This window comes from Micromonospora cabrerizensis, assembly GCF_022230955.1.
Lineage (GTDB): Bacteria > Actinomycetota > Actinomycetes > Mycobacteriales > Micromonosporaceae > Micromonospora > Micromonospora cabrerizensis.
Genome location: NZ_JAKKFI010000056.1, coordinates 17,432 through 32,636, shown reverse-complemented (window position 1 = coordinate 32,636; position 15,205 = coordinate 17,432). Strand labels below are relative to the sequence as shown.

The following is a 15,205-nucleotide window of genomic DNA, read 5'->3' as shown; positions in this document are numbered from 1 at the left end:
CACCCGACAGGCCTGCTCAGCTGATGGCGGACCCGCCCCCCGGCGGGCGGGTGAGCAGCACCTTGCCGAAGTGGTCGTTCGACTCGACCAGCCGGTGCGCCTGCGCCGCCTCGGTCATCGGCAGCCGCCGGTCCACGACCGGTCGGATCCGGCCCGCCTCAACCAGAGGCCACACCTCGTCCCGTACGCCCTGGACGATCTCCGCCTTCTCCGCGAGCGGTCGGGACCGTAGCGACGTCGCGGCGATGCTCGCCCGCTTGGTCACCAGCGCGCCGAGATCCAGCTCGGCCTTGCGCCCACCCTGCATCCCGATCACCACGAGCCGACCGCCGGTGGCCAGCGCGGAGACGTTCCGCCCCAAGTAGGACGCCCCCATGATGTCCAGGATCACGTCCACGCCACGCCCGTCGGTGACCCTCCGGACCTCCTCGACGAAGTCCTGCTCCCGGTAGTCGATGATGTGTGCCGCGCCCAGCTCGCGCAGCCGGTCGTGCTTGGCCTCCCGCGCGGTGGTCAGCACGGTCACGCCGAGGGCCGCCCCGAGCTGGATGGCGAAGGTGCCGATCCCGCTGCCCCCGCCGTGCACCAGCAGCGTGTCGCCCGCGCCGAGCCGCGCCACCTGAACCAGGTTCGACCAGACCGTGCAGGCCACCTCGGGCAGTGCCGCCGCGTCGACCGGGTCGCAGGCCGGCACCGGCAGCAACTGGCCGGCGGGGACCGCGACCCGCTCGGCGTACCCGCCGCCGGCCAGCAGCGCACAGACCTGCTGCCCGACCGCCCACCCGGCGACGTCCGCGCCAACCTCCGTGATCACCCCGGAGCATTCCAACCCGGGGTACGCGGGCGCGCCCGGCGGCGGCGGATAGTGCCCCTGCCGTTGCAGCAGGTCAGCGCGGTTGACCCCGCTGGCCCGCACATCCACGATCACCTCGTCCGGGCCCGGCTCCGGGTCGGGCACCTCGGCCCAGACCAGCGCGTCGGGTCCACCGGGCTGCGGGATGGTGATCGCCTTCATGGAGTCAGTCTTACCCGATCTCGCCGGGCACCGCAGCCGCACCCTCCAGCCCACTGTGGACCCACCAGACCGCCTGGCCGGCGTATTCGGGGAGGGACGCCGGGCCGCCCGACGGGAGCCGTGGCAGACTGTGCGTGGCCGTACGCCTGCGGGTGGCGGCCCAGGAGGGTTCGCCTAGTGGCCGATGGCGCTGGTCTTGAAAACCGGTAAGGCAGCGATGTCTTCGTGGGTTCGAATCCCACACCCTCCGCCAGCGCGCTCCCGGGAGAGCGCGAACGTTGATCGACTCGGTTTTCAGGAAATCGGCGTATTGGCACGCCCGGGACACCGCGACTTGCACGAAGGCGAGTGGATCACGGGCCGGTCGGGACACCGGCACCGCGCCGGGTCCACGCCTCGTAGCTGAGAAGCGCGACGAGGAACACGGTGATCAGGCCGAGAGCGGCCAGGCCGGGCAGATAGCGGCCGACGGGAATCAACAGCAGCGCCGCGACGGGAGCGACGAACTGCCCCGGTCGTACGCAGCGGACGCTGAGGCTCAGGAACGTCGCCCGGCCCGCGAGGAACAGGGCGGTCCCGCCGAACAGCGCGACAGCCGGCATCCAGTCCGAGATGCCGTGGGACTCCTCGTGCGCCAGACCGGCGAGGACCTGCTCGACGCCCAGCGCCACGTAGATGGTCCCGGCGAGCAGCGGGAAGTGGGCGAGGGTGTAGGCGTTGGCGCCAACGTGGGCCCGTCGTAACCCGGACTCCATCGTCAAGGCTTGGCCAGCGGCCATCGCGGTGGAGGAGTACAGCCAGTACAGGCACACCGTGACGGCCAGCGTGAGGATCGCGGCCAACAGGATCGGTCCGCGGATCCGCTGGACCCCGACGCCGGCGGCGACCGAGATCAGGGACTCACCGAGCGCAATGATCACCACGAGGCTGTGCCGCTCCGCGAAGTGACCGGGACTGCGCACCGGCCACCCGCTCAGCACCGAGGACACCAGCCCGCCGCCCATGTCGATCGTGAGGGCCGCCGCCCAGAGCAGGAGCTGTGCGGTGCCGCCGAACACGGCACCGAGGACGAAGGGGATCCAGGACAGCGCGGTCGAGAGGGCGTAGAGACGGAGGGTCCTGCGCAACTGTCGGTTGCCTGCCGCGGCCCAGTGGAAGAGCGCGATGGCGATAACCCGAAGCGTGACGTAGGCCAGCACCAGGATCAGCCGTTGCCTCGTCGTACCCGGTCCGGTCGCCCAGGCATCGGGGATGACCAGCGCGAGGAGGAAGACGGCCGCCATCGAGATCGTCACACCGAAACGGATCAGCCCGACGTCGGTGCGGACGTGGTTGCCCAACCAGGAGTAGACCACCCAGGAGATCCACAGCAACAGGAGTACGAGGAATCCCTGTGCGAGCGCCACCGGCGACGGCCGCTCGCTCATGAACGTGGTGACCCGGATGAGCCCGAAGACGAACACCAGATCGAAGAAGATCTCGAACAGGGTGGGTCGATGTGTCTCCGCGGTCGCCACCGGACGCGACCGGAAGATCCTCCACATCAGGTCATCTTCACCGGTTGACCGGTGGCAGTCCGGCACCCGGTGTCCCGGTCACTCCGGCGGGTCGGTGGACCGTCGGGCCTGGCGGATCGTCTCCTCGGCCAGTCGCTCGACCGCGCGTCGGCGTTCCTCGGCGATGGCCCGCTCGTCCCGGCGACGGAACGTGGTGAAGACGGCTGCCACGAAGTCCCGCCAGATGCCGGCCACGGTGTCCCCCTGAGGAACGTTGCCCGACCCCAACCGTAGCTCTGGCAAACCACAGTGGGTGAGCGCGTGCTTCCGGTCGTCGGAGGGGCCGCGGCGGGGTAAGAAGGGGCTGGTATCTCCGCACACCGGAAGGACGCGTCCCGATGACCCTGGAACGACCGATTGCCCCGGACCCGTACGAGCTGCTGCCGACGCTGCCCTCGTTCACGCTGACGAGTGAGGACGTGCAGAACGGCGAGCCGATGGATGCCCGGCACGCGCATGACAGCACCGGGGGTGACAACGTCTCGCCGCAGCTGACCTGGTCGGATTTCCCCGCCGAGACGAAGAGTTTCGCGGTGACCTGTTACGACCCCGACGCGCCGACCGGCAGCGGCTTCTGGCACTGGGTGCTGGTGAACGTGCCGGTCACCGTCACGCAGTTGCCCAGCGGCGCGGGTGGCGCGGCGGGCACCGACCTGGGCGGGGCGTTCGCGGTCCGCAACGACTACGGCCAGCAGGGCTACGGCGGGGCGGCCCCGCCGGCCGGTGACCGGCCGCACCGGTACGTCTTCGCGGTGCACGCCGTGGACGTCGACCGGCTGGACCTGACCCCGGACGCCACCCCCGCCTACGTCGGCTTCAACCTCACGTTCCACACCCTGGCCCGAGCGGTGATCCGCCCGACGTACCAGATCAAGGAATGATCCGTACCCCGCGATCTTGCGCTTTGTGGCGAAACACGGTGCAAGATCGCGGGGGTGGCGGGTCAGGACGGAACGCGGGCCACCGCGAAGACGGACTGCCCGAACGGGGGGCGGACGAGTTGCTCGGCGGCCTTGGTGGCGGGCAGGACGACGGTGTCGTACACCTTGACCATCGGGCCCTCCTTCGGCATCAGCCGGAAGACCTTGGTGGCCATGAAGTAGCCGATCAGCCCCAGCGCGTTGGCGTAGTGGATCTTCTCGACGGTCAGGCCGGCCTCGGTCATCGCGGCCTGGAGCGTCTTCTTGGTGTAGCGGCGGACGTGCCCGGTGGCGATGTCGGCCGGGCCCATCGCGAACTGGAACGCCGGCACGATGATGATCACGGCGCCGCCGGGTCGGACCAGGTCGCGCATGCTGCGCAGCGCGCCCACGTGGTCCTCGATGTGCTCCAGCACGTTGTACGAGACCGCGGCGCTGTAGTCGCCCCCGTGCTCGTGCGGCAGCAGCATCTGCCGGACGTCGATGTTCGGCCGCGCGGCGAGGCGCTCCTTGAGCTGCACCAGCCGGTCCGGGTCGGCCTCGGTGGCGGTGAACCGTGGCAGACGCTGCGACCATTCCAGGGCGTAGTCACCGAGGCCGCTGCCGATCTCGATCGGGTCCTCGCCGAGGTACGGCACCGCAAGTTCGATGAACCAGCGACGGTGGTTGACAGCGGTCGCCAGGCCTTCCAGCACCTCGGACTGCACGCGCTGATCCCCAGTGATTTCTGCCATGCGTCGATTCCTCACGATATGAACTCGACCCGTGCCTGGACCGACAGAGTGAATCATCCGCTGGGACGGCAGAAGAATCGGGGCATCGGGGGTGGCCGAATTGTGGTCGGGGGGTGGGTTCGTGATCGGCGGGTCGGCGAACCCGGCACATAGTACGGCAGTACCCCGAAACATGTCACGGCAGCGCCATGTCCTGACTACCCTATGAATTGTCATGACTACTCCCGAATCGGACGTGCCCAGCGACGGTTCGGCCGTCGCGTCGTCGGCGCAGGGGGCCGCAGGTGATGCTCGGCCGTCCCGCAGGGGGAAGTGGGCCGATCTGGCCGCCGTGCTGAGCTTCGTGGTGCTCGGCTTCTGGGTCACCGGTCGGCTCTGGTTGGACCCGAGCAGTGATGTGCGGGACAACCAGTCCGATCAGTCGCAGTTTGAATGGATGATGGCGCACGGTGCGCGAGTCGTCACGCGTTTTGCATATCCGTTCCATTCCGACCAAATGAACGTTCCGGACGGCGTCAATCTGATGGCTAATACGTCCGTATTATCCGTCTCATTGCCGTTAGCGCCGATAACTCTGCTGTTGGGCCCCCGGGCGACATTCCTGGTCTTTCTCACCGCCGGAATGATTGCCACCGCCACAGCCTGGTACTTCCTGCTCTCCCGGGTCCTGATCGGCGCCCGGGGGCCCGCCTGGCTCGGTGCCGGCTTCTGCGCCTTCGCGCCCGCCATGGTGTCGCACGCCAACGGGCACCCGAACATCGTGTCGCAGTTCGTCGTCCCACTGATCATCTGGCGCACCCTGCGACTCGGCGAACCGGGCCGTTGGCTGCGCAACGGGGTTCTCCTCGCGCTCGTGATCGTCTGGCAGGCCTTCCTCAACCTGGAGATCCTGCTGATGACCGCGATCGGGCTCGGCGTGGTCGTCGGCGTGCTCGCCCTGGGCCGCCCGGAGCTGCGATCGCGGATCCGACCCTTCCTCGCCGGCCTTGCCGTCGCCGCCGGGCTCGCCGGGCTGCTGTTGGCGTACCCCCTGTACGTGCAGTTCTTCGGGCCGGGCGCGTACTCCGGGCTGTCCCGACTGATCCGTGGCTACTCCAGCGACCTCGCCTCGTTCGTCGCGTACTCGCGGGAGTCACTCGCCGGCAGCCCGCGTACCGCCGCCGGTCTGGCCAAGAACCCGACCGAGGAGAACAGCTTCTTCGGTTGGGCGCTGGTGGTGCTGGTGATCGCCCTGGTGTGGTGGATGCGCCGCTCGGTCGTGGTGCTCGCGCTCGCCGGGCTGGGGTTGCTCTTCGCGGTGCTCTCGTTGGGCCGCGAGGTCCGCTTCGACAACCGGGGTACGGGGGTGCCCGGTCCCTGGGCGGCACTGGAGAACCTGCCCATCCTGCACTCGGTCGTGCCGACGCGGTGGGCGTTGGCGATCACCCCGATCGTCGGGCTGCTGCTGGCCTTCGGTGCGCAACGCGCCCGCGAGCTGGCCCGCTCGCACCCGGCCGCCCGTGGGCAGATCCGCTTCGTCACCGCCACCGTGCTGGTGATGGCTCTGTTGCCGATCGTGCCCACCCCGCTGCCGGTGGCCCGTCTGGACCCGGTGCCCACCTTCGTGACCAGTGGGGCGTGGCGTCCCTACGTGGCCGGTGGGCGCAGTGTGGTCACGCTGCCGTTGCCGGACACCACCTACGCGGAACCGCTGCGCTGGTCCGCCGAGACCCGGCTGGACATGCCACTGGCTCGTGGCTACTTCCTGGGTCCGGACACCCGCCCGAACGCCGACCCCCCGAAGGTCGCGCTGTTCGGTGCTCCGCCGCGCCCCACCAGCAGCTTCTTCTCCACCATCCGGCGCACCGGGGCGGTGCCACCGATCACCCCGCAGGGCCGGGTTCGGGCGGTCGACGACCTGCGGTTCTGGCGGGCCGGCGTGGTCATCCTGGGCCCGCACGAGCATGAGGCGGCGCTGCGTCGGGGCATGACCGAGCTGACCGGGATCCAGCCGGCCTTCACCGGCGGTATGTGGGTGTGGGACGTCCGGTCGTTGACCGACTGAGTCATCCGCCTAGCGGACGCAGCAGCCCGGGCGCCCTTAGCGGACGCAGCAGCCTGGGCGCCCTTAGCGGACGCAGCAGCCTGGGCGCCCTAGCGGACGCAGCAGCCCTGGCAGACCTTCGGTCGCGGCAGGGTGAAGGCGAGGCAGCAGGTGCGCCGCTGCACAGTCGGCTCGCCGGTTGGCCCCGGCACCAGCTCGATCAGGTCGGCCAGGTCGAGTGCGCCGAGCAGGGTGTCGATGCTCTGCACCGTGGAGCCGGGCAGGTTATCGGCGGCCCGCAGGATGCCGTGCGCGATGCCGGAGGCGACCGAGCCGAGCAGCGTGCGGGTGCCCACCCGCACCTCGGACTGGATCGCCGTGATGAGCGGTGCCAGGTGGGCGTCGAGCAGGGAGGCACGCAGTGCGCCCAGCAGCTCCGCCTCGTCGGCGACGACCCGCACCTCCGGCAGGCCGGCGAGCGCCAGTGGGTCGTTCGGCAGCACCGCCACGGTGATGCCACGGCGCAGGCCCATGGTGAGCAACTGCCGGTGGTCCTCGAAGTGGATCAGCACGTCGGTCGGGTCGAGCAGCGGCACCCGCCGGGCGGAGGCCCAGCCGAGCACGACCGGCAGCGCCGTCCAGTAGCTGTACGACTTCCAGGCCAGCGCGGCGCAGGCGTGCGGGGTGCCACCCCAGCGGATGGCTGCGCCGTTCAGCAGCTCGGGCAGCCGGCTGCCGTCGATCAGGGTGGTGGCGGGCGCCCAGCCGAGTTCGTCCTGGACCACCAGGCCCCGGGCGAGCCCGGGAAGATCATCGGTGCCGAACATGGCGCGGAGCGCCGCGGTGACGGGGGCGAGTGGCGTGGCGGTGGCATCCCGCCTCGGCAGCACCGCTGTCACCTGAGGTCCCCCGTCCGCGTGACCGAGGAGTGAGCCTCGGCGGACGACCAGTGCCGTCCTGAGCTAAGGCTAGCCTAACCATGCTCTCTGGTCTAAGGGAAGCCTCACCTTGGTCAAATCGGGAGGCCCAGGTCACGCCGGTTTTACGGCGGGAACATCGCTCCGTGCTTCGCGTACTACCCGGCGTCAACACGGGGAAACGCTGCCGCAGGATCGATGTTCATCGGTGGATTGTCAAGCGGTGTGTCGGCAAAGTGCCAGATGCGTGTGCGCTCGGGCACAGAACGTGAAACTTATAGCCCCGGCCACGAGGAAGCTGATGACGACCTCACCCCTCGAACGGGCTGCCGACTCCTTCGCGGCCGAGCTAGCCCGGCAACGGACCGGGCGAGGGCTGTCCAAGAAGCAACTGGCCGTCCTGATGGGGTTCGACCCGTCCTACGTGAGCCACGTCGAGGGGCGCCGGCACCGTCCGACCGAGGACTTCGCCCGCCGTGCCGAGGCCGTCCTGGAGGCCAGCGGCGCGATCTGGCAGCGCTTCCGGGAGTACGACGACCTGCGGCACGCCCGCACCGGCCAACCGCACCGCGAGCCGTACCTGCCCGGTCAGTGGCTGCCGCCGGGCACCGGCCTCGTCGTGGAGCGGGAACTCGCCACCCTCACCCACACCGACGAGGGCTACCGGTGCGTCATCCACCGTGAGCTGTACAACGCCGGCACCGAGCCGGTCACCCGGTACCTGGTCCGGGTCGCCGTCGACCGCTACCCGAACGACCCCGGCCGCTCCAACCGGCACCACCGGGAGCACCCGCTGACGTTCGCCGAGCTGCAACTCCAGGCCCGCCGGGACGACGGCGGCGGCGACCCGGAGCCGATGCACTGGCGGGCCAAACACGATCGGGACGCGTTCAAGGAGATCTGGCTGCTCTTCGAGAACGGGGAGCGGCGCTTCCCGCTCTACCCGGGCGACCGGGCCACCATCGAGTACGCGTACAGCGTCGGGCACGAGAAGTGGGGCCCCTGGTTCCAACGCGCCGTCCGGCTGCCCACCCGCCAGCTAGCCGTACGCCTGGACCTGCCGGCGACCCTCGACCCGCAGGTGTGGGGCGTGGAAACCTCGCTCTCCGCGGAGGAGGGCCCGCTGCGGACGGCCCCGCAACGGCACGACGAGGGCGACCGGGCGATCTACGACTGGCAGACCGACGACCCGCCGCTGAACGCCCGCTACCGGATGCAGTGGCGCTTCCGGGCCCGGCCGGACACCGAACCCGACAGCGGCCCCGGCGGCGCCCGGGTCCGGCCCAGCGACCGGATGCGCGGCCTCGGCATCGTGCAACGCGGCGCCGACCTGCTCCGCCAACGCGTCCGGCCGTTCGACCTGCCCGTCGAGGAACCCGTCGCCCGGGACCTGGTCGACCGGCTCAGCACGGCCCTGGCCCGGCTCGATGAGCTGCACCCGTTCAGCAAGGGGGTGGGGGTGGCCGCACCGCAGCTCGGGATCGACCGGGCGGTGGCCGTGGTCCGGCCGCCGGACCGCTCGGCGGAGCCGGTCGTGCTGCTCAACCCCCGGGTGGTCGACGCCGACCCGGACACCGACGAGCAGTACGAGGGCTGCCTTTCCTTCTTCGACTTCCGGGGCCTGGTGCCCCGGCCGCTGCGACTGGACGTGGAGCACGCCCAGTGGGACGGCAGTCGGGTCATCACCTCGTTCGAGTTCGGCATGGCCCGACTGGTCGCCCACGAGATCGACCACCTGGAGGGGCGACTCTACGTCGACCGGATGGCGCCCGGCGTGCCGTTGGTGCCGGTGGAGGAATACCGCGAGACCGGCCACCCCTGGCGCTACTGACCAGGAAGGGGACCGGGGCGCGTGCCCCAGGGGGCAGGGGCACGCGCCCCGGTGTGGGGGGAGGAACGTCTAGAGGTCACCGAAGGTGTCGTAGCGGATGTGCGGCGGCGGCACCTCGTCCGCGGCGAGCACCCGCAGGGTGGACCGGACCATCCGGGCCGAGCCGGAGACGAAACAGTCGTGCGTCGTCCACGGGCCGTAGCGGGCCACCACGTCCGCGATGTCGCCCTGCTCACCGTCGAAGTCCGGGTCCTCGCTGCACGCCGGGGTGACCGACAACCACGGGTGTGCGGCCACCAACTCCTGCAACCCGGCCAGGCCGTACAGGTCCCCGGCCTGCCGGGCACCGTAGAAGACGTGCACCCAGCGGGTCCGGTTGTAGCTGGCCAACTCCTCCACCAGCGCCTTGATCGGCGCCAGGCCGACCCCGCCGGCCACGCAGAGGATGTCCCGTTCCGAGGAGCGGTCCAGGGTCATCGACCCCATCGGCGCCGCGAGGCGCAGCAGCTCACCCGGTCGTACCCGACGCACCAGCGCGCCGGACACCCAGCCGGCACCCGGCGACCGCACGTGGAACTCCAGCACGTTGTCGTCGTTCGGGGCGTTCGCCACCGAGTAGTTCCGCCACACCCGCGGGTGGTGGCGCGGCGCCTCCAGGCTCACGTACTGCCCAGCCTTCCAGCGCAGCGGATGCTGCAACGCCCGGCAGGTCAGCACGGCGGTGTCCGGGCCGTACCGCTGGTGGGTCAGCACCTCCGCGTGCCAGAACGGCGGGGCGTCGTCGGCCGCCGCGCCGGCCACCATCAGGGCGGCGATCGCGGCGTACGCCTCGCGCCACGCCTGGTCGTACTCCAGGTTCCAGCCGTCCCCGGCGGTGCTGCGGAGCGCGTCCAGCAAGGCAACTCCCATCGTCGCGTAGTGCCGGTCATCGACGTGGTACTTGCGGTGGTCGCGGCCCAGCGCCCGGAGAAACTCGTCGAAGCTCTCCGGGTCGTCGACCGTGTGGATCGCCGCGATGATCGCTTCCAGCAGGCGGTCGCCCTGGCCGCTCATCTGCACCGGGAAGAGTTGCCGCAGCGTGGGGTCGAGCAGGAACACTCGGGCGTAGAAGTGGTCGGTCAGCCGGGCCCGGTCGTCCTCGACCAGGGTCCAGCTCTCCTTCAGCAACCGCGCGAGGTTGTCCACGGGCGCTCCTTCTCCAGACGACAGCGGATCGGGCCCCCATAGAATCTCCACGGAGAGTGTCGACTGGTCGCACAGAATGTGCGATCGGCTCATGCTGACCGGTCGGCCGTGCCCCCGGTGCCGCCCGTCGGGCAGAGTGGTGCGGTGACCGTTGAGCTGACCCGCCCGGTGTCCCGCCGACTGCTGGGCACCGAGACGCTGCTGGTCCTCGGCCTGTCCCTCGGCCAGTCCGCGGTCTACGCGGTGGTCTCGATCATCGCGAAGCTGACCGCCGAGGGTCCGCTCTCCAAGCAGACCGCCTCGCTGAACACCTCGGCGTCCACCCGACCCTGGCTGGACCTCACCTACCAGTTGCTCGGCATCGTCTTCGCGCTGCTTCCGGTGCTGCTCGCCGTACACCTGCTCAGCCGGGACCCCGGCGACCCGGCGCGGGCCCTCGGCCTGGACGCGCGGCGGCCCGGCCAGGATCTGGCCCGTGGCGCCGGCCTGGCGGCGCTGATCGGCCTGCCCGGGCTGGCCCTGTTCTGGGTGGCGGCCCAGCTCGGCATCAACGCCACGCTGGTGCCGGCGGCCCTCCCGCAGGTCTGGTGGACGGTCCCGGTGCTGATCCTCGCGGCCGTGCAGAACGCCGTGCTGGAGGAGGTGATCGTGGTCGGCTACCTGGTCACCAGGCTTCGCCAGCTCCAGTGGCGGCTCGCCGCGATCATCGCGGCCAGCGCGCTGCTACGCGGCTCGTACCACCTCTACCAGGGCTTCGGCGCGTTCGTCGGCAACGCGGTGATGGGCGTGGTGTTCAGCCTCTTCTACCTGCGCACCCGGCGGGTGATGCCGCTGATCATCGCGCACACCCTGCTCGACGTGTTCGCCTTCGTGGGCTACGCGCTGCTGCCCCGCGAGTGGTTCGACTGGCTCTGACGGCTCAGCGCCGGTCGCGTCGGTAGACGGCCACCGTGCGGGACGCGAGCCGGTCGGCCGCCGCCGCGTCACCCAGCGCCGCCGCCAGCACCGCCGCGCCCGGCAGCAGCCGGGCCACCAGCCGCAACGCAACCCAGCCACCGGCCTGCGCCGTGAGCGGGGCAGCGAGCCGCCAGGCAGCCTCCGCCGCCCGCGGCCAGGCCCCCTCGACCGGGTCGCCCGCCGCCTGCGCCGCAGCCAGGGCCGCCTCCGCGCTCGCCGCGTCCGGGTGTACCTGGGTGAGGACCAGCAGCTCGACGGCCCGGTCGGGATGCGCCGGGTCCTTGCCGTACGCGGCGGCCAGGTGCAGCACCAGGTTCGCGTGCGTCCACAGCACCGAGGCCAGCTCGGCCAGCGGCGCGAAGAACCCCGCCAGGGCGGCCGTCGCCCCACCCGCGCCCGCCGAGCGGACGAACCGCCGGGTGGCCAACCGGGCCAGGCCGTCCGCCGGCGCGTCCGGATACCGGGCGCGCAGCCGCGCGGCCCACTCGGCCGCGCCGGGCCCGAGCGTCCGCACGGCCGCCAGAGCCAACAGCTCCGGTGCGAAGCCCGGGTGGTCGAGCACGCGCGCGGCGACCGCCCGCAGCTCCGATTCCGGGGTACGCCCCGAAGCCGGCTCGACCTGCCGCTTGGCGGTGGTTGCCAGTGCGGTGGGCTGCTCCTGCTGCTCGGTGGGGGTTGCCAGTGCGGCGGGCTGCTCCTGCTGTGGGGCGGGAGGTGCCAGTGCGGCGGGCTGCTCCTGCTGCTCGGCGGGGGTTGTCAGTGCCGCGGGCTGCTCGGCCACGGGCTCGGGGGCGGATTTCGCCGGCGTGGTGCTCTTGCGAGGGGTTGCCGTGCGTTTGGTGGCACTCGCGGCGCGCTTGCGCGGTGCCGGTGTGGTCGGGGTCACCTCGACGGTGGTCTCGACGGCCTTCATTGGGGCTGCCTTCTTCGGGGCGGCCTTGCGGGCGGGGGTGGTCCCGGTCTTTGGCTCGGCGCGTGCTGCTTGTCGTGAGTCGGTGGCTGCGGGAGCCGCCTGCGGGCTCGGTGGGTTGCCGGCTGCCGGGCGGAGCTGCTCGGCGCTCGCTGGGCGTGGCTGCTTGGCGCTCGCCGGATCCGGATCGCTGCTGCCCGCTTCGACGCTCTGGGGACCTGGTCGGTCGCCGTTCGTGCCGCCGGTCGCCGGTTGCGGCTGCTCGGCGCTCACGTCGTTGGCCGCGTCGGTCGGCGGGCGCCTGGGCTGTCGGGGCAGCGGCCGATCCGGATCCGGTGGCTGGAACAGCACCGCCGGGGCGGGCTTCGCCCGGCGAGGGCGCTGGCTCGCCGGAGCGGCTGGCGGCGGCGACTCCGCGGGCTGCTCGGCGGCAGTCGGCGGCGTGAAGGTGGCCCGCGGAGAGCGCCGACGCGCTCTTTCAGCAGGCTCTCGACGGGTCGGCTCGCTGGGCGACTGCTCCTGCATATCGATGGAGCGTAGTCCCGATCACGCCGTCGCACAGCGGTGAAACACGAGGGCGGGCGGTCCTGGTGGGCGTACCCCGGAAGTCGTTTTGCTCCCGGTGGGTGGCGACCTGTATCCTCGGGCGCGGTGGTCTACGGGCCACCAGGGAGACTTCGCCTAGTCTGGTCTATGGCGCCGCACTGCTAATGCGGTTGGGGTCTTAAAGCCCCTCCCGGGTTCGAATCCCGGAGTCTCCGCGCGAAAGTCAGGTGTGTAGACTGGCTGAGCACGAGCGCCCGTAGCTCAATGGATAGAGCATCTGACTACGGATCAGAAGGTTAGGGGTTCGAGTCCCTTCGGGCGCACAAGATCAAGAGGGCCTGGGCTGCGGAAACGCGGCTCAGGCCCTTTCTGCTGTCCGGCTTGTTCGGACGATGGGTGTCCCGTGGATGCCACTCGGGTGTCATCACGCTCCGTGACGACGGGTTCTGTCGGGGGTGTTTACCTGGGGTTCCTCATGCTTGACGGGTGCCTGAGGGTCGGAGTATTAGCCTCTGGTCGGGGTTGCGGGCGGTTGCAGCGGCCGTCCTTGCGGATCTTCGCGCGGGTGCGTTGGGCGGCGGTGAGGACGAGGTGGGCGGTGGCGTCGGCGCAGCGTCGTTGGGCGTGGGGTAGGACCCTGGTGTAGGTGTCGGACGTGACGACGATGCTGGAGTGGCCGAGCATGTCCTGCAGGGTCTTCAGGTCAGCGCCGGCTTCCTGAGCAAGGGACGCGGCGCCGTGACGCAGGTCGTGCAGCCGGACTGGCGGTGCCGGCGCGTTTGACCAGAAGCCGAAACCGACCGCTGGCATAGCCGGGGTGCAGAGGGCTGCCGTCCTTGCGAACGAACACGTACCCGGAGAGCCCGCGGCAGCGTCCGCACGCCGTTGAAGCGGCGCCGCTTCCGCCAAAGCTGTCACGCCGGCAGAAGGCCGTGAACCGCACCCACCCGAAAATCCGCGCCCGCGGCGAACGCGTGATCGTCACCCTCAAGACCTGAAAGATCCTGAACAAGCTGCACTGCTGCCCACGGCGAGCGACCCCCATCGTGCAGGCCATCCTCGTTCTGCACCGCGTCGAAGCCAACCGCTACCCAGGATGAAAAGGCTCATTCTGTTGAAAGAACCTATCGACCGATGGCCCCACGTCTTTATCCCATGCTGTCCGCCATGGACGTTACGACCCTGTCATCCCGGGCTCTACGCCTCGCTGAGATCACCTCACTGACTGACATGCTGTATCTCACGATCGACGGTGACGCCATGCCTCGAATGCCATGCAAGGTGTCCGAATTGGCGTGGAAGGAGGTAGATGCACTCATATCTGAGCTGCGCCGGGATCTTCTCTTCCTGTGATCATCGGCTACAATCTTGCGCGCACGGGGGATGGCCGTGGTCGGCTATGGCACGGGGGGAAATCGTGAGCACGTCTGTACGTCACAGCGGGAGTGTGTTCTCTCGCGGCAATCCTGTATACCCCAGGCGACCCGCTCCGAACCCGAGAATCAACCACCGCATTTCCGTGCCGAGCTATAACACGGTTGTCATCGTTCCGGCGCGGAATGAAGAGGCCGGAATCTTGCTCTCCCTCAAGTCGCTGCACAGGCAGACTCGGCGGCCCGATCTCATCGTCGTGGTGGTCAACAACTCGACCGACAACACCGAGCAATACGCCGCCGGGTACGCGGGTGACCCGAGGACCCCGCCGACAGTCGTTCTCACGCTGAACGACAATCCGCACAAGAAAGCCGGCGCCCTCAACTACGCCATGGAGTGGCTGCGAGTGCGAGTGGGCGGTCGCCTGGACGCCGTCCGGCACGTCCTCGCCATGGACGCAGACACCGAACTGCATCCCAACTTCCTCGAGCGAGCCATCAACGTGATGGCCTCCGACCAGAAGATCGGTGGGGTCAGTGCCGCCTGCTTCGGCCGTACCGGCCTGTGGGGCAGCCTCTGGCAGCGATACCTGCTCGGCATGCAGATCCTTGAGTACGGCCGTGCGGCGCACGCGCGGTATCGAACCAACGTCCACACCATGTCCGGCGCCGGGTCCTTCTACCGGGGTACCGCCTTGCAGTCCGTGATCGATCGGCGGGGTCAGGTCTTCTGGGAGGACCACCGCAACCTGGTCGAGGACTACGAGACCACTCTGGCGCTCAAGGAAGCCGGCTGGAAAGTGACTGCGAACGAGTTCTGCATCGCATACACCGACCTCATGCCGACCCTGCGCGAACTGGTTGTCCAGCGCGAACGCTGGACCCGCGGCACTGTCGACGCGCTCCGCCTGCGGGGGTGGAGCGCGTTCACCCGGCGCGCCATCGTCACCCTGTTCTTCAACTTCTTCGGCTTCGCGTGCTTTCTGATCTGGGGATCGGCGTACTGGACCTCGCTCGCCGGAGGTAATTTCCAGCACTGGCCGGCCATCTTGCTCCTGACTGCTTTCTGGGCCGTTTATTCGGCAGTGGCGGTCCGTCAGCTCGGCTGGAAAGCGATGCTCGTCCAAGCGTTGCTGATTCCGGGGATGCTGTTCACTCTGCTAAACATGTACTGGTCCATCTCCTCCGTCCTAAAGTCGTATTTTACTCCCGTTCCCGCGTGGAAATAAGGACGGTCC

General features: G+C 69.9%; 13 protein-coding genes, 3 tRNA genes and 1 pseudogene. 9 read left to right on the top strand and 8 right to left on the bottom strand.

Annotation, left to right across the window (positions count from 1 at the left end; genetic code table 11):
- Positions 1 to 16: 16 nt before the first annotated feature.
- On the bottom strand, positions 17 to 1,015 hold the full coding sequence (locus tag LADH09A_RS11835) for an NAD(P)H-quinone oxidoreductase (protein ID WP_238644936.1): 999 nt from the start codon (positions 1,013 to 1,015) through the stop codon (positions 17 to 19).
- A 163-nt stretch (positions 1,016 to 1,178) separates the two neighbouring features.
- Here LADH09A_RS11835 and LADH09A_RS11830 point away from each other — a divergent pair.
- Positions 1,179 to 1,268, top strand: a tRNA-Ser gene (locus LADH09A_RS11830).
- A gap of 100 nt (positions 1,269 to 1,368) precedes the next feature.
- On the opposite strand, the gene LADH09A_RS11825 is transcribed toward LADH09A_RS11830, so the two are convergent.
- Positions 1,369 to 2,559, bottom strand: coding sequence for a low temperature requirement protein A (locus tag LADH09A_RS11825; protein ID WP_238644935.1), 1,191 nt, complete (start codon positions 2,557 to 2,559; stop codon positions 1,369 to 1,371).
- 51 nt (positions 2,560 to 2,610) lie between these two features.
- Entirely contained in the window at positions 2,611 to 2,766 is a 156-nt protein-coding gene (locus LADH09A_RS11820; protein ID WP_238644934.1) for a hypothetical protein, read from the bottom strand.
- A gap of 143 nt (positions 2,767 to 2,909) precedes the next feature.
- Between LADH09A_RS11820 and LADH09A_RS11815 the strand changes: the two genes are divergently transcribed.
- Positions 2,910 to 3,452, top strand: coding sequence for a YbhB/YbcL family Raf kinase inhibitor-like protein (locus LADH09A_RS11815; protein WP_238644933.1), 543 nt, complete (start codon positions 2,910 to 2,912; stop codon positions 3,450 to 3,452).
- 62 nt (positions 3,453 to 3,514) lie between these two features.
- Here LADH09A_RS11815 and LADH09A_RS11810 read toward each other — a convergent pair whose 3' ends face one another.
- The gene (locus LADH09A_RS11810; protein WP_238644932.1) at positions 3,515 to 4,225 is read right to left on the bottom strand and encodes a class I SAM-dependent methyltransferase; all 711 of its coding nucleotides are present in this window, start codon (positions 4,223 to 4,225) and stop codon (positions 3,515 to 3,517) included.
- A gap of 214 nt (positions 4,226 to 4,439) precedes the next feature.
- Between LADH09A_RS11810 and LADH09A_RS11805 the strand changes: the two genes are divergently transcribed.
- On the top strand, positions 4,440 to 6,269 hold the full coding sequence (locus LADH09A_RS11805) for a DUF6311 domain-containing protein (protein ID WP_238644931.1): 1,830 nt from the start codon (positions 4,440 to 4,442) through the stop codon (positions 6,267 to 6,269).
- Positions 6,270 to 6,358: 89 nt separating this feature from the next.
- Here the strand turns inward: LADH09A_RS11805 and LADH09A_RS11800 are convergent, their stop codons facing one another.
- Positions 6,359 to 7,135, bottom strand: coding sequence for a hypothetical protein (locus LADH09A_RS11800; RefSeq protein ID WP_238644959.1), 777 nt, complete (start codon positions 7,133 to 7,135; stop codon positions 6,359 to 6,361).
- 331 nt (positions 7,136 to 7,466) lie between these two features.
- Here LADH09A_RS11800 and LADH09A_RS11795 point away from each other — a divergent pair, with 331 nt between their 5' ends.
- On the top strand, positions 7,467 to 8,996 hold the full coding sequence (locus LADH09A_RS11795) for a peptide deformylase (protein WP_238644930.1): 1,530 nt from the start codon (positions 7,467 to 7,469) through the stop codon (positions 8,994 to 8,996).
- A gap of 69 nt (positions 8,997 to 9,065) precedes the next feature.
- Here LADH09A_RS11795 and LADH09A_RS11790 read toward each other — a convergent pair whose 3' ends face one another.
- Positions 9,066 to 10,181, bottom strand: coding sequence for a globin domain-containing protein (locus tag LADH09A_RS11790; protein ID WP_238644929.1), 1,116 nt, complete (start codon positions 10,179 to 10,181; stop codon positions 9,066 to 9,068).
- Between the two features lie 144 nt (positions 10,182 to 10,325).
- On the opposite strand from LADH09A_RS11790, the gene LADH09A_RS11785 reads away from it, so the two are divergent.
- Positions 10,326 to 11,096 (top strand): CPBP family intramembrane glutamic endopeptidase, encoded by a 771-nt coding sequence (locus tag LADH09A_RS11785; protein ID WP_238644928.1) that lies wholly within the window; start codon positions 10,326 to 10,328, stop codon positions 11,094 to 11,096.
- 4 nt (positions 11,097 to 11,100) lie between these two features.
- On the opposite strand, the gene LADH09A_RS11780 is transcribed toward LADH09A_RS11785, so the two are convergent.
- Complete coding sequence (locus tag LADH09A_RS11780; protein WP_238644927.1) at positions 11,101 to 12,051, bottom strand: hypothetical protein; 951 nt, start codon at positions 12,049 to 12,051, stop codon at positions 11,101 to 11,103.
- Between the two features lie 667 nt (positions 12,052 to 12,718).
- Between LADH09A_RS11780 and LADH09A_RS11775 the strand changes: the two genes are divergently transcribed.
- Positions 12,719 to 12,809: transfer RNA gene (locus LADH09A_RS11775), tRNA-Ser, on the top strand.
- 35 nt (positions 12,810 to 12,844) lie between these two features.
- Positions 12,845 to 12,917, top strand: a tRNA-Arg gene (locus LADH09A_RS11770).
- A gap of 136 nt (positions 12,918 to 13,053) precedes the next feature.
- Here LADH09A_RS11770 and LADH09A_RS32070 read toward each other — a convergent pair.
- The gene (locus LADH09A_RS32070; protein ID WP_372492258.1) at positions 13,054 to 13,404 is read right to left on the bottom strand and encodes a tyrosine-type recombinase/integrase; all 351 of its coding nucleotides are present in this window, start codon (positions 13,402 to 13,404) and stop codon (positions 13,054 to 13,056) included.
- Between the two features lie 51 nt (positions 13,405 to 13,455).
- Here LADH09A_RS32070 and LADH09A_RS11760 point away from each other — a divergent pair.
- Both LADH09A_RS11760 and LADH09A_RS11755 read left to right on the top strand, forming a co-directional pair.
- A pseudogene (locus LADH09A_RS11760) lies at positions 13,456 to 13,694 on the top strand (IS5/IS1182 family transposase); the annotation flags it as partial.
- Positions 13,695 to 14,113: 419 nt separating this feature from the next.
- Positions 14,114 to 15,196 (top strand): glycosyltransferase family 2 protein, encoded by a 1,083-nt coding sequence (locus LADH09A_RS11755; RefSeq protein ID WP_238644926.1) that lies wholly within the window; start codon positions 14,114 to 14,116, stop codon positions 15,194 to 15,196.
- Positions 15,197 to 15,205: the final 9 nt, after the last annotated feature.